Raw genomic sequence first — 19407 nt, forward strand, 5'->3', positions numbered from 1 at the left:
CATGGAGCTTCGCAACGGCGGGTTGGAACTGCTACTGGAACTGTCCATTGCGGTTCGCTGCCTCCTGTGGTGTGTGAAATCCGATCGTCCCAGGACCATCGTTGCCGGTTCAAAAAAGCCTCCGGCGCAAAACCAGAGGCTTATAGCAAAAGGGGGAAGGAGTGTCAAGAAAAGTCAGAGGCTGTGACGCGAATCAGAGGCGACTCTGGACTCTGTGCAGCACCTGCTCCACCTCACTGACAAGAGCGGGACAGGCGTCCACCACCCGGCGCCCCTGGAAGTCGCAGGTGACAGCAGCCGGGGTATAGGGAATGGCTCCCACAAGCTCCAGTTCACTGCCCAATTGTCCCTGCAGGACATCCAGGGTCGTGTCCACCAGCTTGTTGGCAATGCCGTAGACGCGAGGTATGCCCAGATCCTCTGCCAGTTTCACAATGGTTCTGGCCGTGGTGAGGCTGCGTTGCCCCTGTTCCACCACAATCAGCAGAGCGTCAACGCTCTGGGCCGTACCCCGACCCAGGTGCTCAAGCCCCGCTTCCATATCGACGACCACCGCGTCCTGCTCATCCACGATCAGGTGGTTGAGCAGGGTTTTCAGCAGGGTGTTTTCAGGGCAGGCACAGCCGCTGCCCCCCGCTGAGACCGCGCCCATCTGCAGCAGCCGAATGCCATCCTGGCTGACCACGTAGCGCTCGGGAATATCTTCCACCGACGGATTCAGCGAAAACCACTGGCCGGCAGAGCCGGGTTCTGCACCGGTGCGCTCTCGAATAAGCTGACGATCGTGGGCGATGGTGACCACCTGTTGCAGCGCCTGTGGGGGAAACCCCAGGGCCATGCCCAGGTTGGCATCGGGGTCGGCGTCAATGGCGAAGACCTGTTTGCCCTGGCGGGCAAGAATATGGCACAGGGATGAGGCAATGGTGGTCTTGCCGACACCGCCTTTGCCGGAGATGGCAAGTTTCAATCCGCTTTTCATAGGTGCTCCACGGTATCTTCTGATTGCGGGGCGTCACTGGCGACGGACAGCCCCAGGGCGCGACGCTTGAGGTCGATGCGATCAAGCATTTTCTGGGCTGCCAGAAAGGGATCGGTTTCGTAGATCAGTTTGCCACCGAACAGTTTATCCAGATTGAGCTCTTCGTCTGTCCGGTCACCGGTCAGGGTTTGGGTCACCCACTCCGATCCTTTGACCTGGGGGGAGACGCCCACATGGACATCCACGCCGTGAGCCAGGAAATAGGTTCCGATGGAGAGGGCCTTGGGGCTGTGGGTTTCGGGACAGGTTCCCACCACGGGCAGTTGTCCGATGTGGACGTCCAGGGTATCGGCGATGGTCGTCAGCAAATCGGCGGGACGGGAGTTGTCCACACAGCTGCCCATGTGCAGGGTGGGCGGCAGACTCTCCATGCCAACGGCATTGCCAACCGCTTTCAGCACAGCACGCAGGCCTTCGCCACAGTACTCCAGGCCCTTTTCATTCATCAGGTCGTGTTTGGCCAGGGAGTGGGCAGAGCAGCCGGTAGCCACTACCAGTACATTGTGTTTCAGCAGCTCGCGGGCCACGGCCACATTGCCCACGTTCTGCTGCTCGCGGGGATTGGTGCAGCCGACAATAGCCGCCACGCCGCGAATCTGGCCAGAGACGATGGCATCCAGCAGTGGGGCCAGCGGGTTCTGTTCATTGAGGGCACTCAGGGCACCGACGATTTGCTCAACGGAAAATCCGGCGTAGGCTTCGGTTTTCACGGTGGGAATGGCAACCTTATCGGGATTGCGTTTGCCATAGTTGGCGATGGCGCGACGCACAATGGCCTGAGCCGCTTCATCGGCATTGTCGGGATGGAAGTCCACGTGGTTGGCACCGGGGATTTTCACATAGGGCAGGGTGGTGATGATTTCCGTGTGATAGCACTCCGCCACCTGCTGAATACCGGGCATGATGCACTGCACATCCACCACCATGGCCTCCAGCACGCCAGAGACAATCACCAGCTCCTGGCTGGAAAAGCTGGTGGCGACGGGGACACCCTGGCGCATCAGCAGCTCATTGCCCGTGCAGCAGACCCCAACCAGATTGATCCCTTCGGAACCGGCTGCCAGGGCTTCATGTCGCAGCTGCTTCGCCCAGGTGACAATCTTTTCCGACAGCAGGGGCAGGTGACCGTGCACGGCGATATTGATCTTCTTCGCGTCCAGGACACCCATATTGTACTCCGCCTTGACTGCCGTAGGGGTGCCGAACAGGATATCCTGCAGATCCGTGGACATGTGCAGACCGGAATACCCATCCACCAGTCCCATGCGCAGGCCACCCAGCAACAGGTTCAGCGGGTCGGCGTCACAGCCCATGGCCGTCCTGGTCACAGACTGGGCGATTTCCAGGTGCGCGTTGACGGGCAGCAGCCCAAGTTCCTCCCACTTGGCAACAGACTTCTTCTGTCCACGATACCGCAGCCAGTTGAGGACACCTGTCTGCTGCTGAAAGTCCTCCAGCGCCTTCAGGGCAACCGCCCTGGCAATTTCATTCACCTCGCGCCCATGGGTTTCAATGCCCAAACCATCGGCAACGCGCAGCAGCTTCTGGGGATCACGGATTTCGTAGGGCGCCTTGCCCTCTGCGGCTTCCAGCAGAGCCAGGGCAACTTCACGGCCATGTTCGGCATGGGGAGCCGCGCCTTCGGTCAGTTTCATCAGAAAATTGCGGGCCACGATGGTATCCAGGGAGGCTCCGCAAATTCCCCGCTGGGGGCCTTTTCCATTGGGCGCAATGCGGCAGGGGCCCTCCAGGCAGTGGTTACAGCAAACGCCTGTAGCGCCAAAACCGCAGGCGGTATGGGCATCGGCCCGATCAAAGGCCGTTTCCACACCTTCCTGGCGCGCTTTGGTCAGCAGCTGCTGCACGGCCGGATCCATACTCACTTCTTCGACGGTACGTGCTTTCTTCATGGCGTAACCTCCAGATTTTGAAGAGAAATCGAGTTACGCATCATCTAGCACAGACACCAAAGGGAAAAATGTCACCGGCACGACACTTGTGGGGATTTTTTGCAAGCGGCTACAGGGAGGGGGAATCCGCCGTGCTCTCCAGAAAATACGCGGGCTGAAGGATGAGGATTTTCCGGCTGCGGGTTCGCAGAATGCCTTTGTTCTCCAGCTGTCGCAGCTGGGAACTGACCGTCTGCCGCGTGCTGCCAATGGCCGTGGCGATCTGCTCCTGGGTCAGACCCATATCCAGGAGAATACCTTCGCGCACCGGCTCTCCACTGCGGCGAATGGCTTCAGCCAGGTAGTGCATGAGCCGCTTGTCCACCTCGCGGAATGCCAGGTTTTCAATAATATTTACCGTATTTTTCAGGGCATCACCCAGGATGGCCACCACACTGAGCATAAAGGCCGGGTTCTGCTCCATGATTTCGCGAAAATCGCTGACATGCACCAGGGCAATCTGGGTCTGCGCGGCCATGGCCATGCCGAACCCCCGCGCATGACCGCTGTAGACACCGCCGCGCTGCAAAACGGATATGGTGAATTCCTTGCCGTTGGGGCAGCTCAGGAAGATGCGCACACTGCCCTGCAACACCATGTAGATAAAGTCGGGAGCCTCGTGAGGGCCGAAGAGGATGCCATTTTTGTCAGCTGTTCGCCGTTGACATCGCTCCAGGTAAGTGTCAAGCAGATCGGCGGGCAGCTCCGCCATATTCTTCATGGTGTGAAAACCCGAGTCGCTTTTGCCGCCGCGCACACGAAACCTCCTGCCTCTGCCTTCAGAAGACCGTACAGTGACACAGGCCGCCGGAGGAATCAACCACGGAACACGCAGACACGTGCGGGCTATCTCCTCTGCATATTCTGGCAACAGCAGCCATACCGGCTCCCGGATGGGATATCTGGGTTCTGCAGGTTCGCAGAGCCTATGGCAGCTCCTCTGCTGGCACGAGGGCTTCATTCAGAAAATTCACCAGCTGCCGCACCAGTTCCGGTGCCAGCGGCACATCCGGATTTTCATAGGAAATCCGCTGCGCCTGCGGATCGTCTTCAACCAGCTTGAGAATATGATTCATGCCGGGAATCACATGAAGCCGCGCGTCGGGATTCGCCGCCTGAAGCGCCTGAGCCTCAGCGACCGGCACCTGCATGTCGGTCTGCCCATGGAAGATGGCAACGGGAGTACTCAGTTTCTGCAGCTCCTCGGCAGGCTGGTAAGGAAACCAGGAGATCAGGTATGGCTGCACACTCTCACGGAACAGAAGGGCCAGTTCCTGCGGCACAACCGGCACCGTCTCCCCCATTTCGAGGGACCGGATAATCGCCGCCGCTGCACGCTCAAGATCCGTCGGCAAAAGCCCGGATAACTGGTGGCGCAGCAGATCTGCGGCACTTCCTGACGGGCTGGCAAGGGTGACACGGGCGCAGTGTGGCTGCTGCTGAGCTGCCAATATGCCGATCAGGGCTCCCTCGCTGTGACCGATAACCACAACACAGTCAAAACGCGAATCGGCGACAAGCATTTCCATCCAGCTGGCGGCATCCTGAACATAGGTGTCCAGCCGTAGCTGCGACTCATCCAGTGCCGCCTGGTTGCTGGCCCCGATGCCCCGCTTGTCATAACGCACGGAAGCATAGCCCGCACGCGCCAACTCCTCAGCCAGCATCTTCAGACTGTTGTTTCGCCCCGGCAGCCCCACGGTGTTTCCGTCGCGATCCGTGGGACCGGAACCAGCAATAATCAGCGCCACCGCCGCCGTTTTCCCCGCCGCTTCCGGCAACTGCAGGGTACCGCGCAGCGTACCCGTGGCAGTCTGCAGGTGAATATCCACAGCGTGGCTCCCAGCGGACACTTCGGCGTAAACTCCCAGGATCACTGAGAACACCAACAGAAAACGCAACACTTGTACACGGCGACCTGAAAAACTCAGAGAGCCCATGACACCTCCAGGCAAACATGCTTCCTAAGAAAATTCACCATACCTTCCTCCCTCGAGAATGTCCATGCCCGTAGAAGGCAGAACCACCAAAGCGTGACTCCAGGAATGGCACGCCATTCCAATTGCATTTTACCGGTTGACCTGCCATGCCAGAGTGCGGTATCCATAGAGACAGATGAGGGCAGATCCCGTATTACTGGTGAAAACCCTCCCTCCCATTACAGATTCGAGAGCAGGAAACGGAAGACGGTGAAAATCCGTCGCGGACGCGCCGCTGTAACCGGACACATGCTGCATGGTCACTGGATAGTTATCTGGGAAGGCCATGGAGCGAAAAAAGCCGGAAGCCAGAAGACGCCCTGTTCTCAGGCCTGACAGCACCTCGCGCCAGGGTGTAGAGCAGGGGTACACGAATTCTGCTCATGGCTGAACACCGCTGCAGATTCGCGATAACTCTTCCTTACACCCATTTCCTGCCAGCAGGGGATGGGTTTTGCGTTTTCTGCGTGTATGTCCGTCATCGGGAATATGCACGCTGAGCGCTGTCAGTGCCTTTACTTTGGGTACCAATTCCAGAAAAGGAGCTGACTATGCTGACGCACACACTTGGATTTCCCCGTATGGGTTCACGCCGTGAACTGAAAACCATTCTTGAAGCCTACTGGAAGGGAACAGCCACCCTGGAGAGCCTTCAGGCCGATGGCCGCGTTCTGCGCCGTCTGCACTGGCAACTTCAGAGGCGCGCCGGTATTGACCTGGTCCCCGTAGGAGATTTCTCCTTTTACGACCACATGCTCGACATGATCGCCATGGTGGGTGCAGTACCTGAACGCTTCCGCCGGGAAGGTGAACAGGCAGACCTGGACACGCGCTTCTTTATGGCACGTGGAGTGAGGGGCAATGCGAGTGCTCCAGCCATGGAAATGACGAAATGGTTCAATACCAATTATCACTATATTGTGCCGGAGTTCTTTCCAAAGCAGCAGTTCCGGCTCTCCAGCAGTGATCTTTTTGATCACCTTGAAGAGGCGATCCAGGCAGGTTTTCCCGCCAAGCCCGTACTCCCCGGCCCCTTCACATTTCTGGCCCTGGGCAAGGAGACGGTGGAAGGTTTTGACCGCTGGCAGCATCTGGATGCCCTCGTCTCAGTGTACGAGGCTATTCTCACCCGACTTGCCACTTGCTGCCAGTGGATTCAACTGGATGAGCCCATCCTGGCCAGTGATCTCCCCAGGGCGGCCCGTGCTGAATTCACGGCCGTATACAAGCGCCTGCAAAACGCGGCAAACCCGGCGCGGATACTGGTAGCCACCTATTTTGGCGGCCTGGAAGAAAACCTGGAACTGGCTCTGGATCTGCCTGTCACTGGCCTGCATGTCGACCTGGTAAGCGCGCCGGATCAGCTGCCCGCCCTCCTGAGCCAGTGGCCAACATCCAGGTATCTCTCTCTGGGGCTGGTGGACGGCCGCAATGTGTGGCGCACCGATCTTGACCAGGCACGCGAGGTGGCCGAATACGCGTCACAGTGGATTGGCGAAGAGCAGGTCATGCTGGGAACCTCCTGCTCTTTACTCCATGTTCCCGTTGACCTTGAACTGGAGCATGAGCTGGATCCGGAAATTTTCAACTGGCTTGCCTTTGCCCGCCAGAAGTGCGGCGAACTGAATCTGCTGCGCTCCGCCCTTGCCGGCGAACCAGTCGCGGCACCCTTCGAGGAGAATCGCCAGGCGTTGGCGGCACGGGCAGGCAGCAAACGCGTCAGGCGTCAATCCGTACGACACCAGATGGAAGCCCTCACCCCCGAAATCTCTGTGCGTCAGGAGACCTCTGATCAGCGGCGCATCGCCCAGAGTGAACGTTTCAACCTACCCCTGCTGCCGACTACGACCATAGGATCTTTCCCGCAGACACCGGAAATCCGGGCAGTCCGTCATCGCTTCCGCCAGGGGCACATAACCGCGGAAGAGTATCAACAGACGATCAAGGAATACATCTGTCAGGTCATTGACTTCCAGGAAGAGTCCGGCCTTGATGTTTTTGTGCATGGAGAATTCGAACGTACCGACATGGTGGAGTACTTTGCCGAGCACCTGGAGGGTTTCTGTTTTACCCGCCACGGCTGGGTACAGAGCTATGGCAGCCGCTGCGTCAAACCACCGGTTCTCTACGGCGACGTGGAGCGACCGCATCCCATCAGCGTACAATGGACCCAGTATGCTCAATCCCTGACAGGAAAACCGGTCAAAGGTATGCTTACCGGCCCGGTAACCCTGCTGAACTGGAGTTTTGTACGCGACGATCAACCACGCCGCGAGACGTGTCTGCAACTGGCTCTTGCCATGCGCGCTGAAGTGCTTGATCTGGAAGAGGCTGGTATAGGAATCATCCAGGTTGATGAAGCCGCTTTGCGCGAAGGACTTCCCCTGCGACGGGAACAGTGGCGCGACTCTCTTTCCTGGGCTGTTGATGCCTTTCGACTGACCACCTCAGGGGTCCGGAAGCACACGCAGATTCACACCCATATGTGCTACAGCGATTTCAATCACATTGTGGAATGGCTAGCTTTCATGGATGCCGATGTCATAAGCATTGAAGCGAGCCGCAGCCACATGGAGCTCCTTCAGGCCTTCCAGAATGTCCGCTATCCCAATGACATCGGCCCCGGTATCTGGGACATCCACAGTCCACGCATTCCATCGGTGGAAGAGATATCCAGTCTCCTCTGCCGCGCGCTGCAGATCCTTCCCGCAGAACGCCTCTGGGTAAACCCGGACTGCGGACTGAAAACCCGCACCTGGCCAGAGGTTCGCGCCAGCATTCATAACATGGTCAGCGCCGCCACCGCCATGCGCTCAGCCCTGAGTCCTGCAATGGCCGCCAGCCAATCGTAATCGTGACGGCCTGAAGGAAAATGCTGAACCCACCGGAAAACAGGGCAGTCCACGCTTCTCACTCAAGCACATAGCGCAGGGGGAAGCGCAGGGACTCCGGTGATGACCCGGAAAGGTCGGCCACAAAGGAGCGGGCGACCCGCTCCAGGGTTTGTTCGGCGGCACGTCTGAGCAGGCGGTGGCTGCCCTGCTCTTCGATGAGAAACTCCACCAGGCGACCCTGTTCGTCGAGAGTGACCGTAATCATCAACTCCCCTTCCAGGCCCATGCGCCGCGCTGGCAGGGGGTAGAACTTCTCCGACTCCACGGCGCGCAGCAATTCATCCAGCAGGTCTGCCTGCCGGTGGGATTCATGCGCAGCCTGGCTGACGGGGGCATTCGCCTCAGCCACCGCTTCAAAATCCGCTGGTGGCACTTCGGCAGTTTCCGGAATCACTTCGTCCGGAACCTGCTCCTGTTCAGCTTCCTGAACGACGGTTTCGGGTTCAGGCGCAACTTCCGGTATCGGCTCTGCGGGAACCGGCACGGGGTTCACCGGAACTCTTTCTGCCGGTGGTTCGGGCAGGGTCACGGGCTTGACGACCGGTGGCGGTGGGGGACTGGGAATCTCCGGCAACGCAGGTGGTGACGCGAAGGCCATGGTGAGTGGCTGCGCCGGTGGGCGCAGCGGCTCACGCGCCGCAGGCTCAGGGGCAGCCATGGCTGCCAGCAGGCTGATGCCAAGCAGGACGGTCAGCAGCAGGGCCAGACGGGAGCTGAGGCGTTCATACGACTCAGCGTCGGTCATGGGGAAGAGTCGTGACCACAAAGTCCACTCTTCCCTGGGCCTGAGCCTGATCCACCACATGGGCGAAAGATTCAAAAGGCGCATGTTTATCCACATAAAAGTTCAGAGGTTTGTCGGGGTGATGCTGAAGCAGTGCCGCCACTTCCGAGCGCGATATCACGTCATCGCCATGGTAGATGTTCCCATCCCTGGCAATGGTGATTACCAGCCAATCGCGCTGCTCCAGGGTTGCCGCGCTCTCGCTGTCGGGCAGGCTGACTTCCAGGGCCGGGCGCAGAAAAGTGGTGGCCATGATAAAGAAGATAAGCAGCAGGAAAACCGCATCGATCAGCGGGGTCAGGTCGATGCGCTCATCCATGAGATCGTCGTCATGATCAAAGGGACAGTGCATCAGGATGCCTCCCGCTCCACCGGGCAGCGCACGTCCAGCAGCTCCACTGCCCGGTAGCTGTGCTCAATGGCTTCAATGCGAAAGCCTTTAAGTTTCAGGCTCAGCACATAGTAGAACACCAGGGTGGGCACAGCGATGCCCAGCCCCAGGATAGTGGTCAGAATGGCCTCCCAGATACCGGCGGCCAGCATATCCTGCTGGGGAACGGCACTGGCGGCAATCTCCTGAAACACCCGCACCATGCCCACCATGGTGCCCATGAGCCCCAGCAGCGGTGATATCACCGCAATCAACCGCAGGTAGGTCACGTGCTTGTTCACCCGCTCAAAGTTGCGGTGGAAGAGGTAAGCCACTTCCGCCCGCAGATCCTGGGAGTGCTCAGCGTGGGTTTTCACCACACTGGCCACAATCTGGGTCAGGGGATTCGTGGTGGTGCCGCACAGCTCGTCAATGTAGCCCTGCTGGCGATTGCCCAGATTGTCAAAGCGGCGGCAGAAATCCCGGCCCACCAGGTGCAGGTAGATGCCGTTGCGCAGGCACAGGTAGGTGGCGATGCCGCCCAGTACCACCAGGATAACGCCAATGGGGCCAATGAAGCCCGCCAGGGTCAGCAGAAATTCCATCAGGGGCGTCCCGCCAGCGCAAAGTGCTCTTTCACGGCCGCAGAAAAGACCTTGGCGGCATTCATGGTATCGGTTTCATCGGGGTGTTTGGCAGCTTCCTCCAGACGCGCCTTGCGCTCCGGAGTCATGGGGTGGCGCTCCGGCGCGTAGCGGGCCATGGCCTCCACCACCTTGGGATCCACCTTGCCCTGGCACATGAAGCGGCAGATGACGCGATTATCATTCTCCTCCATCATGCGCACGGCACTCTCCATGCACTCACGGGCATGATCGGAGTCGGGCCAGGCCCCCAGGGTGCCGAACAGGCCAACCACCGTTCCCCGGAGACGCTTCATGAATTCCTGAGCCTGTTCATCGGGCACCCCTTTATCCACCCAGAAGCCGATGGCGACAAAATCATGGTCAAGGGTCTGAGGGGCGCACTCCACGGAGACGGTTTCCACGTCACCGGGCAAAACCGGAGCAATGGCGTCGGCAATCATGCGGGTATTGCCAGTGCGGCTGGAATAGGCAACCAGAGCTTTCATGAATGGTCTCCATATTTGGCTTTCAGCGTGAGGAAGTGGTTTTTTACCTCTTCGAGCAGTTGACGGGTTTCGGGATCACGCCCCACATAGACGGCAAACATGGGCTTGTTCTCACGGGTGAAGAAGTGCACGCTGTGACTTTCCACCCCGAAGTGGGGCTTGGACAGCAGCCAGATGGAGCCCAGCTTGCCGATAAAGATATGTCCGCCCAGGGGATTGTCGGCCTCGTGCAGATTAAACATGCCATGCCCGCTGCTGCCCTGGGGCAGGGTGCCCTTCACCTCCACCACCATGCCTTCATTGACGACGATAAAGGTAATGCGTTTCCATTGCGATATTTCCTTCCACAGATCCATAAAATGGTCTGCGGGTACGGCAACTGCCATGTCCGGGGACAGCAGGGGCATGATCTGGCCTTCTTCCAGGCCATGCTCGCGGGCCAGCTGGGAAAGCATGATGCTGGGGTTCTTTTCAACGATGGCTCGTATTTCGTCTTGTAAGGTTTCTGGCACTGATGTCATTGACATGGCTCCTTATGGGATTTTTCAGGATACGTTCACGAGGTCTTTTTCTGCTGGTGCGCCCAGCTCCAGCTTGCAGGTGCAGGACCGCTGCAGCAGCTCCAGGTCGTGGCTGATGAGCAGGACACACCCCCCCAGCCCGGCAAAACGGGCCAGGTTGTCGGCGATAATGGCCATATTTTCCCCGTCGAGCCCGCTGGTGGGCTCGTCCAGGATAAAGATATAGGGTTGGCGGATCTGTCCGCAGGCGATGACCAGGCGCTGGCGCTCTCCGCCGGAGAGAGACTGGGGGTGGCGCTCGGCCAGGTGCTCCAGCCGATACTCCCGCAGCAGCTTTTCCACCTCTGCGGGACGGACACCGGCGTGGGAGCTGGCAGCGGCCGAGTGCAGTTCCGAACGCACGGTCTTCATATGCAGCTGGTGGTCGGTGTTCTGCAGCACAATGCTGGTGCGGCGCAGCAGCTCGCGGGCGCTGACCTTTTCCCCGCCAAGGGCAATACTGCCCCGATCCATCTTCTGCAGGCCAGTAAGCAGGCGGGCGAAAGTGGTTTTCCCCACGCCATTGGGACCGAGCAGGCCGATGATTTCGCCACGGGGCAGGCGGAAGGACTCGCCGTGAAACAGGGGCGGGTTACGGCGATAGGCAAAGTGAAGCTCCTGCACGTCTATAAACGGGTCGGTATCGGCCACACTGCCCAGGGAAGCGCGAACATCATCAACCCGGGTGCTGCGCAGCCCGTAGCGGGACTGCAGCGCGCGCTCGTCCAGGCGGCAGTAGTCGGTCACTTCGGCGATACTCCCGCCTTCCATGACAATCACCCGGTCCACCACTTCGCGCAGCCAGTACAGGCGATGATCAACGATCAGGAGGGTCATTCCCGCCTGTTTCAGTTCCAGCAGGGTCTTGGCCAGTTCTGCTGTCGATTCAGGATCCAGGTTGGCACTGGGCTCATCCAGAATAAGAATCCGGGGAGCCAGGGACATGACCGAAGCCAGGGCCACTTTCTGCTTCTGTCCTTCCGAAAGGTGATGGACGCTGGCACCCGCCAGGCTCGTGATGCCAAACTGCTCCATGGCCACCTGTATATGGCGCTGCATCAGGCTGGGCTGGGTATTGCGCCACTCGTGGGCGAAGGCCATTTCGTCTTCCACGTTGAGGGCGAAGAACTGCTGCTCGGGATCCTGGAACAGGGTGCCCACATCCCGACTGATCCCGTGAATGGAGCGCTGGCGATTGTCGTGACCATTGACACTCACTGTGCCCTGCAGATCGCCCTGGAAGTACCAGGGCGCCAGGCCATTGAGCAGACGGATGATGGTGGACTTGCCCGAGCCCGAAGCTCCGGTGACCAGCACGGCTTCGCCGGGGGCCACGTGGAAGCTGAGGTCGCGCACAGCGGGGGTACTCTGAAAGGGATAGGTATAACTCACGGCGTCAAAGGTAATCATACATACTCCTTACATCCCCATGATGCTGCGGGAAGGCAGTTGTACATGGGCCACCAGGGAAGCAGTGATCATGGCAAAAAACAGCGCTCCGGCCACGGCGTCGCGCCAGGTGAGGGTGTTGGTGCGGTAACGACTCACGTCCCTGCTGTAGCCCACTCCTTTGAGTTCGGCCGCCATGCCCAGTTCATCGGACGTGCGCAGAGCCCGAAAGAGGATGGGAATAAAGAGCAGGCGCAGGCCCATCAGGGGATGGCGCAGCAGAAAGAGGGGGTTCAGACGGTATCCTTTGATTTTCAGGGATTCGGATATCTGTTTGATATCCTCGAGAAACGAAGGGATAAAGCGAATCATCACCGTGGCTGGGATATAGAGCCAGTAGGGCAGACGCAGGGTCTTCAGCGCCGTCATGATGCCCTGCACCCGTGACGAAAGCGCCATGGCCAGCAAGGTGTTCATGAGCACTGCGGAGCGCAGGAAGGGCACCAGCAGGCTATCAAGCCCTGACGCACCAAAGCGCGGCAGGAACAGGCCCATCAGGTGGAGAAAGCCGATGGCCATCAGCCACATGAGACCCAACACTCCGTAGGCAATGGCGATAACGCCAAAGCGCCGTGACAAAAAGGCGTAGATGGCACTGGCAATAGCCAGGGAAGCCAGAATCCAGGGGTTACTGAGAATGATGACCACAATGGCGGCCACCAGGCTGATCAGCATCTTGGTGCGCACATCCAGCTGGTGCAGCGGGGTTTCATCGCGGCGGATATCAGTGGCGGATAATGCCGGCATGGCGCAACTCCTTGACAAAATAGCGGCCCACAAAGAGACCGATAATGGAGCCGATGTACCCGATGGCCACGATAACGGCGACCATGGCGATGATGCGGGGCTCCTCCCGCATCATCAGCCAGGAAAACCCAAGGCCAATGGTCTTGGAGAGAAGGTCATAGATAGCCACCCCCACCATGATGCTCCAGGTGAAGCGATAGCCACCCAGCGCCATGATGACTCCCTCGGCAATCAGCCCCGCCAGAATGGAGGCGGGAATGAGCACCAGGCTGCCCCCCAGCATCAGGGCTGAGATAATGGCGCTGATGACGAGAAAGAGGGTCAGGGTACCGAACTTGCGCACCTTGTAGAGCATCACCACCAGCAAAGCCGTGAAGATCACATTTTTGAGGATCAGGGTCAGGGGGTTCATGCCGCCGCCCATCAAGGCCACCAGAATACTGGATACCTTGACCACAGCGGCAAATATCCCCACCACCACCAGATCCGGTACCTGCCAGTAGCGATTGAGGGTAAGAACCTGGGCATTGCTCATCAGAAGGCCCCACTGATACCGACGACGAAGTGTCGGCCAGCCATGGGAATGGACTCCTGGGAGACGGTATACTTCTCATCGGTGAGGTTGTTGAGGTTGAGATTCAGCTCATACTGCTGCCGACTGCCGAAGGTGAATCCCATGGTCAGATTCAGGGTCTGCCAGGAATCATCAGTGTCGATGGTACCATCGGAGTTTTCCCGCTCCGCCTTGCCTGCTGCCCGCACATAGGCGTCCAGATTGGCGTCCACACCAGCAGCGATGGCGCGCTCATGGCGCAGGCCGATGCGGCCCTGCAGCTCGGGATTCCCGGTTTTCCAGGTGTTCAGGTCTTCCGACTCGAACTTGCGCTTCAGCCAGGTGGCTGAGCCGTAGGGAGTCAGGTTCAAAGATTCCACCAGATAGGCTACCGCAACCTCCATACCGTGGGTGGAGGCCTTGTCCACATTGGCAAAGGTGTTGGCATTGTTTATGGTCGGGTGAGCCGCTGTGGTGATGTAGTCCTCGGTCTTGCTGGCAAAGAGGGCGGCGTCTACCAGCAGGTTCTGGCCAAAGTGGCGCAGGCCGATCTCAACGTTGTCGGAGGTCTCCGGCTCCAGATCCGGGTTGCTGTAGGTGGGATTCTGACTGCCGTGAACCGTGCCGATAAAGAGCTGCTGCAGGGTAGGCAGCCGGTAGCCCTGGGAATAGCTGGCCCGCAGAGCCGTGTCCTCCAGTCCCTGCCAGGTCAGGCCGATGGAATACACCAGTTTGCTGTCGCGGCTGGAGTCCTCTTCCAGTCCCGGCTCCTCGGCGGAGGTCAACTCATTGCGAGCCCAGGTCTGACGAAGGCCCAGGGTCAGAATGGTATCGGGATTGAGGCTCCACTCGTCCTGCACATACAGGGCGTAGAAGTCACTTTTGGCTTTATTGGTGTAGCTGGACTCCACAAATTCCTGCGGCTGCGCGTTGAACGGGGGCATAGGCGCCCATGGCCCCCGTTGGCGCCTGAACTCGTCTGCCTTCAGGCGATCCTGGATGAGCTCCACCCCGGCAACCACATAGTGATCATCGGCCACCAGCCAGTCGGTCTGTACCGCCAGGCCGTAGGTGTCCTGATCGTTTTCCGTGCGGTTACGCATCTGCAGGGGAATCTGTACCGCAGGCATGGGCCTGACATCCATATCCATGCGGAAATCCTTATAGGTGTTCTGGGCGTAGGCGTCGGCCCGCAGCTTCACCAGGGCGTCACTGAGATGCTCCGCTTCATAGAAGAACGACACTTTCTCCCGCGACCACTCGGGCAGATCCTGGGCAAAATGCTCCATGGTTCCGGAGATGGTGCCTTCCGGGACATAGGTGCGATAATCGCCATTGTAGGTGTCATAGCGGCCACCGACGATGAAGTCGTCACCCTGGTAATCGATGTAGGCAAAGATGCTGGATTCTTTATAGGCGGTTCCATCTGCTGTGCCACCGGGGGTGTCGCGGTCATCGTGGTCCGACCAGGCGCCTCCCACCCGGTACCCCATGCGGCCGCTCTTGCCATAGACCGAAAGGTGCTGGCGGGTTCCCTCGGTGGAGGAATCATAGGAGAGTCCCACATCAACCTGCACCGGGCGTTCACCGCCTTTTTTGGTGATAATATTCACCACGCCACCAATGGCTTCAGATCCGTAGAGCACCGATGACGGGCCCTTGATGATCTCGATGCGCTCAATCAGGGCCGGGTCCATCAGAAACACCGCACCGGTCATGGCCTTCTGCTCTGAAGTTTTCTGGCCATCAATCAGGATCAGAACCCGCGCTCCCGACTCGCCGCGGATAAAGACGCGCTTGGCACCACTGACGGAACCATCGTGCACCTCCACGCCGGGAATGTCCCGCAGGGCCTCAGCCACCACTGCGGCACCGCCGCGCCGGATCTCCTCGGAACTCACCGAGCTTACCGACGCGGGAACCTCCAGCAGCTCCCGTTCAGCGCGGGTAGCGGTCACCGTCACCCCACGCTGGCCTGTTTCCTCCTGTGCCTGAACCGGCAATGCTGCAGCGCTTATCAACCCCGCCATACACAGGGCACCGACTCGTTTGATACTCATATCCACACTCCACTCGTTTGAATTTCCATGCAACGGGCATGGCTCATGTTCACTGCCCCATTGCCGCTGGCATGGTCGGTTCTCGCAGACTGGCAAGGTATTCCAGCAGGTACTGGGCCATGGTCACATTCCAGAACTGCCCGGCCCGAGTCAGCACCACCCAGTGCCCACTTTGCTCAAGCAGGCCCGCCTTGCCCCACTGTTCAAACAGGGGCAGGCACCGCTCCAGAAGCTCCGTTCCCAGCAGGGCAGCCAGCTGCTGCAGATTCAGGGCGGCCACATCGAAGCCACCGGTGATCGCTCCCGTCACCTCCCGATCCGTATCGGGACGGGCGGTAACCATGGCCAGCGGCTTGCGGCCCTCCCGGATACTGTCCAGATAGCGTTCCAGGTCGCGTTCGACAAAATAGCCGTGACCGTGCAGACTGCCGCCGGCGCCACAGCCGAAGGCCAGGATATGGGCTTTGTTTTTGACCAGTTGATTGTAGAGATTACGCTCGCGGGTGGTGCGACCCCAGTGGCTGACGGAAAGGCGTCTCCAGCGATTGGCTTCCATGACGTCCAGCCCCTGTGCAAACATGCGGGCCTGGCGGGTCATGTCGGCGGCAGGCTCAATGGCACCCTGAGCCATACGCTTGGCCAGCTCACTGTGGGGCAATACGTTCAGCTGGTACAGGTCGGCACCATCAAGAGCCAGAGAAGCGGCAGTGCGCACGTCCTCCTCCCATATTTCCATGGTCTGCCCCGGAAACCCGTATACCAGGTCGATCACCACTGCCGCCTGATCGGTGGCCATGAGGCGTTCCAGTGCCTGCAGAACGGATTCCCGATCATCAATGCGAGCCATGCTGCGCCGCACATTGGTGTCAAAGCTCTGCACTCCGATGGAGAAACGGTTGGCACCCCCCTCAAGGCAGGCGTCAATTTTGTCTTGACCGAAACCGTGTATTCTCCCCTCCACCGTGATTTCACAGTCATTGGCCAGGGGCAGGTAACAGGTGGCCGCATCCAGCACCCGCCTGAGGTTCTCTGCACTCAGGGCGTTGGGCGTCCCTCCCCCCAGATAGAGGGCATGGACAGGACCGGAGGTCACGGCCGGATCACTGGAGCTCTGCTTCAGTTCGCCAATAAGGGCATCCACATAGGCGGCTTCCAGGTCATCCCGGTGAAAGCGGTTGAAAAAACCGCAATAGAGGCAACGGGTCTTGCAGAAGGGAATACTGATGTACGCTGCACTTTTGCCGGAACGGGGTCGGGCCATGAGCGCGCGGAATACCTCCTGAAACTTTGTGACATCCAGGTTGGGCATCTGCATGCCGGCGTGCACGGCAGCCTTTTTCTGAAAAGCGCCAGCAAGGGGGTCGCCATCGGTGCGCGCATAAAAACGTTCAATAACAGCTGATACTGGTGATACACCCGACATGGGTGACGCGTGAGAAGGTGGTTGCATAATCCAGACCCTGAAGCACCGGCTCAGCACAGGCTGAACAGATGACGCGTGGTAGTGGTTCGGGATTTACAATCCTCGGGAAAGAGGTGCTTGCAGCACTCAGGTCAGCAACGATAGTCAACTCGGATCCGGGTGACGCTCCCTGCACTGATAGGCGTAGTCAAAACGCTGTATGGCCCCGCACTTGGGGCACTTCATTTCAACTTCCACGACATACCCCTTAAAGAGCAGTCGTTTGCAGCGTTTACAGCGAACCTCAGGGAGCGCTGCGTCTGCTGCGCGGCCACACCGGCAGGGGGAAGTTTCCTGATGAGGGAACATACGCTTCTCCACAAGGAATTTCGGTGCATCTGGTGCCGCATGTCCAGAAATGAACATTCAACATACCATAACGTCGATTGACGTCAAGAATATATTTAGTCGCCCCTAATGATCATTTTCGCCACTATCACCCTGTGCATTCCTTCACTTTTCTGCAGTTGACCGGCAATCACTCCACGGATATACTCGATTGTTAATCGGGACTAATAAGTCATTCCCCATGTCACAAGGAGGTGTCACAACCATGAACCACGCAACGGACCTGGAAAAACAGCTGGCAGCACTACAGGCAGAAAATCAAAGACTCCGCTCCACCCTGGACGAGCAGGCCAGACTGGCCAGCGTCGGCATGATGGTCAGCGCCATCGCACACCAGTGGCTGCAGCCCCTGAACGCCCTCTGGGTATCAGCGCAGCATCTGGCCTGTATCTGCGAAGAGGAATCGACTCCGGCAACCTGCATTCGTGGCAATGTTTCCCAGATTATGGAGTACCTGCGCTTTATGGCCCAGACCGTGGAGGACTTCCGCGACTTCACCAGTCCGGGTGCAGGGGGAGAGTGCTTCGCCCCGCAACAGGCTATCGAGATCACCCTGGGAATGCTGAAAAACCTGCTCCTGCAGCACCAGGTGGACGTTCGCCTCCATGGAGAGCCGAACATGAATATCCGGGGCAGCGCCGGTGAATTTCGCCATGTGGTGATTATCCTGTTGAACAACGCCATCGATGTCTTCCGCGAACGGGCCACCCCGCACCCCGTCATCCACATCACCATCAGCGGGCAACAGCAGTTCATCTCCATTGAGTTTCGCGACAATGGCGGAGGCATCGACCCCGACCTGCTGCCATCGCGCCTGTTCGAACCATTCACTTCCACGAAGGAGCGGGGCATGGGTATCGGGCTGCACCTTGCCAGGCGCATCGTGGAAGAGAAGCTCCAGGGGACCCTGCGGGCCGAAAATATCCCTGGCACCGGAGCACGTCTTCTTCTCTGGATACCCCAGCCATCCACCACAACGGGCAACCTCAAGGACGAGCTTTAAATCTACACGCGCATGAATAGAGCTTGACAAGACTAACTTCGTGCAATTACTCTCTCAGAGATACACCCTTATAAGTCTCTCCCCCAGCACAAAAATGGCAAGGGGCATTGAGCACGATAATGGCACCACAGGTGAATTCATGTCTCTCCTCTCGGAAACCCGACGCGAAGAACTGCTGACCCTTTTTGAAAGGGTTCAGGTTGCCCACCATATACCGGGACGCATCCGCCTGAAAATCAAAGGACGCGCTCCACAATGGCTGACCAGCGACCCCGCCAGCACGCAGACCCAGATAGAGGCGCTGCGCGGCGTGCTTCAGGTAAAACTCAACCCACTGGCCGGCTCGGCCACTATCACCTACGAACGTACCCCTGAGGCTTTTGAACACTTCGATGCTCTGCGCAGCGGCAATGTAGCCCCTCTGCTGGAGTACTTCACCAGGGAGGTGTCACCATCGTGAAAGATCCCGTCTTCTGCTTCTGCCCCGATCCGCTCGCCGAAAGCTCCCCGCAGCAACAGGCCCTGCAAAAAGCCCTGGAGAATACTCGGTTCCTCCTGGTTTTTTATGGGAACGCACTTCGTCGCTGGGGATCGGACGAGCTTCTGCGCTCCATTCAATACCGTCGCCAGCAACAGGAAGCCGCTTTGCTGTGGCTTCTGGAACAACATTCACCGCAGGCCCCGCCACCATACCCGGAGGCACTGGACGCACAGGAAAACCTGCTGGAGTGGGTGGAGAGTGCTGTCGTCGCTGAGTCCTGGACGATGCACCTCTATGACTGCCTTCTTCCCTGCACGGAAGATACGATTGTCCGTGACACTTTCTTTCGCATTCAGGCAAGCATCGCCGAGGAAAATCTGCCCTCCCTGCGCAGCGGGATCGATCACCTGCAGTCGCCCGACCCGCGGGCACTCATAGAAGAAGTTCATAAGCTGATCAGCGCTCCCGATCCCCAGCGTCTGACAGAGTTGTTTACCCGTCGAAATGGACCACTGCTGGGCGGAGCCCTTTTGGGTGCCGGTGCCCTGTGGCTGCTGAAACAGACCCTGATACGTCAGGAACAGGAAGAGGAGTAAC

Annotated in this window: 19 protein-coding genes and 1 riboswitch; of the genes, 4 read left to right on the top strand and 15 right to left on the bottom strand. The window is 58.9% G+C overall.

What is annotated here, in order from left to right; translation table 11 throughout:
* Window positions 1-193: 193 nt before the first annotated feature.
* The 4 genes from SELIN_RS10340 to SELIN_RS10355 all read right to left on the bottom strand — a co-directional run bounded on the left by SELIN_RS10340 (window position 194) and on the right by SELIN_RS10355 (window position 4820).
* On the bottom strand, window positions 194-979 hold the full coding sequence (locus SELIN_RS10340) for an ATP-binding protein (RefSeq protein ID WP_013506611.1): 786 nt from the start codon (window positions 977-979) through the stop codon (window positions 194-196).
* Window positions 976-2949: an anaerobic carbon-monoxide dehydrogenase catalytic subunit gene (gene cooS / locus SELIN_RS10345; RefSeq protein WP_013506612.1), complete on the bottom strand. Its 1974-nt coding sequence runs from the start codon at window positions 2947-2949 to the stop codon at window positions 976-978. Before cooS ends, SELIN_RS10340 begins: the two co-directional genes overlap by 4 nt.
* Before the next feature lie 109 nt (window positions 2950-3058).
* Entirely contained in the window at window positions 3059-3745 is a 687-nt protein-coding gene (locus SELIN_RS10350) for a Crp/Fnr family transcriptional regulator (protein WP_013506613.1), read from the bottom strand.
* Between the two features lie 169 nt (window positions 3746-3914).
* Window positions 3915-4820 (bottom strand): alpha/beta hydrolase, encoded by a 906-nt coding sequence (locus SELIN_RS10355; protein WP_198007087.1) that lies wholly within the window; start codon window positions 4818-4820, stop codon window positions 3915-3917.
* A gap of 312 nt (window positions 4821-5132) precedes the next feature.
* Window positions 5133-5306: riboswitch (cobalamin riboswitch) on the top strand.
* A gap of 212 nt (window positions 5307-5518) precedes the next feature.
* On the opposite strand from SELIN_RS10355, the gene metE reads away from it, so the two are divergent.
* Window positions 5519-7819 (top strand): 5-methyltetrahydropteroyltriglutamate--homocysteine S-methyltransferase, encoded by a 2301-nt coding sequence (metE, locus tag SELIN_RS10360; protein WP_013506615.1) that lies wholly within the window; start codon window positions 5519-5521, stop codon window positions 7817-7819.
* 58 nt (window positions 7820-7877) lie between these two features.
* Here metE and SELIN_RS10365 read toward each other — a convergent pair whose 3' ends face one another.
* The 11 genes from SELIN_RS10365 to SELIN_RS15545 all read right to left on the bottom strand — a co-directional run bounded on the left by SELIN_RS10365 (window position 7878) and on the right by SELIN_RS15545 (window position 17344).
* Entirely contained in the window at window positions 7878-8627 is a 750-nt protein-coding gene (locus SELIN_RS10365; protein ID WP_156788061.1) for an energy transducer TonB, read from the bottom strand.
* The gene (locus SELIN_RS10370) at window positions 8593-8997 is read right to left on the bottom strand and encodes an ExbD/TolR family protein (RefSeq protein ID WP_013506617.1); all 405 of its coding nucleotides are present in this window, start codon (window positions 8995-8997) and stop codon (window positions 8593-8595) included. The genes SELIN_RS10365 and SELIN_RS10370 overlap by 35 nt, the downstream gene beginning before the upstream one ends.
* Window positions 8997-9620, bottom strand: coding sequence for a MotA/TolQ/ExbB proton channel family protein (locus tag SELIN_RS10375; RefSeq protein ID WP_013506618.1), 624 nt, complete (start codon window positions 9618-9620; stop codon window positions 8997-8999). The genes SELIN_RS10370 and SELIN_RS10375 overlap by 1 nt, the downstream gene beginning before the upstream one ends.
* Entirely contained in the window at window positions 9620-10147 is a 528-nt protein-coding gene (locus SELIN_RS10380; protein WP_013506619.1) for a flavodoxin family protein, read from the bottom strand. Before SELIN_RS10380 ends, SELIN_RS10375 begins: the two co-directional genes overlap by 1 nt.
* Complete coding sequence (gene hutX / locus SELIN_RS10385; protein WP_013506620.1) at window positions 10144-10668, bottom strand: heme utilization cystosolic carrier protein HutX; 525 nt, start codon at window positions 10666-10668, stop codon at window positions 10144-10146. Before hutX ends, SELIN_RS10380 begins: the two co-directional genes overlap by 4 nt.
* A gap of 24 nt (window positions 10669-10692) precedes the next feature.
* Entirely contained in the window at window positions 10693-12117 is a 1425-nt protein-coding gene (locus SELIN_RS10390) for an ABC transporter ATP-binding protein (protein WP_013506621.1), read from the bottom strand.
* Between the two features lie 9 nt (window positions 12118-12126).
* Window positions 12127-12903 carry an energy-coupling factor transporter transmembrane component T family protein gene (locus SELIN_RS10395; protein WP_013506622.1) on the bottom strand — a complete coding sequence of 259 codons (777 nt, stop codon included), beginning with the start codon at window positions 12901-12903 and terminating at the stop codon, window positions 12127-12129.
* Entirely contained in the window at window positions 12881-13438 is a 558-nt protein-coding gene (locus tag SELIN_RS10400; protein ID WP_013506623.1) for an MptD family putative ECF transporter S component, read from the bottom strand. Before SELIN_RS10400 ends, SELIN_RS10395 begins: the two co-directional genes overlap by 23 nt.
* Window positions 13438-15516, bottom strand: a complete 2079-nt coding sequence (locus SELIN_RS10405; RefSeq protein WP_013506624.1) for a TonB-dependent receptor plug domain-containing protein — start codon at window positions 15514-15516, stop codon at window positions 13438-13440. Before SELIN_RS10405 ends, SELIN_RS10400 begins: the two co-directional genes overlap by 1 nt.
* 49 nt (window positions 15517-15565) lie before the next feature.
* Complete coding sequence (gene hutW, locus SELIN_RS10410) at window positions 15566-16966, bottom strand: heme anaerobic degradation radical SAM methyltransferase ChuW/HutW (protein WP_156788062.1); 1401 nt, start codon at window positions 16964-16966, stop codon at window positions 15566-15568.
* Window positions 16967-17083: 117 nt separating this feature from the next.
* Window positions 17084-17344 (bottom strand): Com family DNA-binding transcriptional regulator, encoded by a 261-nt coding sequence (locus tag SELIN_RS15545; protein ID WP_083806017.1) that lies wholly within the window; start codon window positions 17342-17344, stop codon window positions 17084-17086.
* 187 nt (window positions 17345-17531) lie between these two features.
* Between SELIN_RS15545 and SELIN_RS10415 the strand changes: the two genes are divergently transcribed.
* From SELIN_RS10415 to SELIN_RS10425, 3 genes are all read left to right on the top strand, one after another.
* Window positions 17532-18329: a sensor histidine kinase gene (locus SELIN_RS10415; RefSeq protein WP_013506627.1), complete on the top strand. Its 798-nt coding sequence runs from the start codon at window positions 17532-17534 to the stop codon at window positions 18327-18329.
* A gap of 139 nt (window positions 18330-18468) precedes the next feature.
* Window positions 18469-18789: a hypothetical protein gene (locus tag SELIN_RS10420; protein WP_041726049.1), complete on the top strand. Its 321-nt coding sequence runs from the start codon at window positions 18469-18471 to the stop codon at window positions 18787-18789.
* Entirely contained in the window at window positions 18786-19406 is a 621-nt protein-coding gene (locus SELIN_RS10425; protein WP_013506629.1) for a hypothetical protein, read from the top strand. The genes SELIN_RS10420 and SELIN_RS10425 overlap by 4 nt, the downstream gene beginning before the upstream one ends.
* Window position 19407: the final 1 nt, after the last annotated feature.

It is taken from the genome of Desulfurispirillum indicum S5 (genome assembly GCF_000177635.2).
In the GTDB taxonomy this organism is placed as follows: Bacteria; Chrysiogenota; Chrysiogenetes; order Chrysiogenales; family Chrysiogenaceae; genus Desulfurispirillum; species Desulfurispirillum indicum.

Coding starts and splice junctions, on each gene's coding strand:
- hutX (WP_013506620.1), bottom strand. CDS start 10,668: ATGACATCAGTGCCAGAAACCTTACAAGACGAAATACGAGCCATCGTT.
- metE (WP_013506615.1), top strand. CDS start 5,519: ATGCTGACGCACACACTTGGATTTCCCCGTATGGGTTCACGCCGTGAA.
- SELIN_RS10420 (WP_041726049.1), top strand. CDS start 18,469: ATGTCTCTCCTCTCGGAAACCCGACGCGAAGAACTGCTGACCCTTTTT.
- SELIN_RS10395 (WP_013506622.1), bottom strand. CDS start 12,903: ATGCCGGCATTATCCGCCACTGATATCCGCCGCGATGAAACCCCGCTG.
- SELIN_RS10400 (WP_013506623.1), bottom strand. CDS start 13,438: ATGAGCAATGCCCAGGTTCTTACCCTCAATCGCTACTGGCAGGTACCG.
- cooS (WP_013506612.1), bottom strand. CDS start 2,949: ATGAAGAAAGCACGTACCGTCGAAGAAGTGAGTATGGATCCGGCCGTG.
- SELIN_RS10380 (WP_013506619.1), bottom strand. CDS start 10,147: ATGAAAGCTCTGGTTGCCTATTCCAGCCGCACTGGCAATACCCGCATG.
- hutW (WP_156788062.1), bottom strand. CDS start 16,966: ATGCAACCACCTTCTCACGCGTCACCCATGTCGGGTGTATCACCAGTA.
- SELIN_RS10405 (WP_013506624.1), bottom strand. CDS start 15,516: ATGAGTATCAAACGAGTCGGTGCCCTGTGTATGGCGGGGTTGATAAGC.
- SELIN_RS10415 (WP_013506627.1), top strand. CDS start 17,532: ATGAACCACGCAACGGACCTGGAAAAACAGCTGGCAGCACTACAGGCA.
- SELIN_RS10375 (WP_013506618.1), bottom strand. CDS start 9,620: ATGGAATTTCTGCTGACCCTGGCGGGCTTCATTGGCCCCATTGGCGTT.
- SELIN_RS10370 (WP_013506617.1), bottom strand. CDS start 8,997: ATGCACTGTCCCTTTGATCATGACGACGATCTCATGGATGAGCGCATC.
- SELIN_RS10390 (WP_013506621.1), bottom strand. CDS start 12,117: ATGATTACCTTTGACGCCGTGAGTTATACCTATCCCTTTCAGAGTACC.
- SELIN_RS15545 (WP_083806017.1), bottom strand. CDS start 17,344: ATGTTCATTTCTGGACATGCGGCACCAGATGCACCGAAATTCCTTGTG.
- SELIN_RS10340 (WP_013506611.1), bottom strand. CDS start 979: ATGAAAAGCGGATTGAAACTTGCCATCTCCGGCAAAGGCGGTGTCGGC.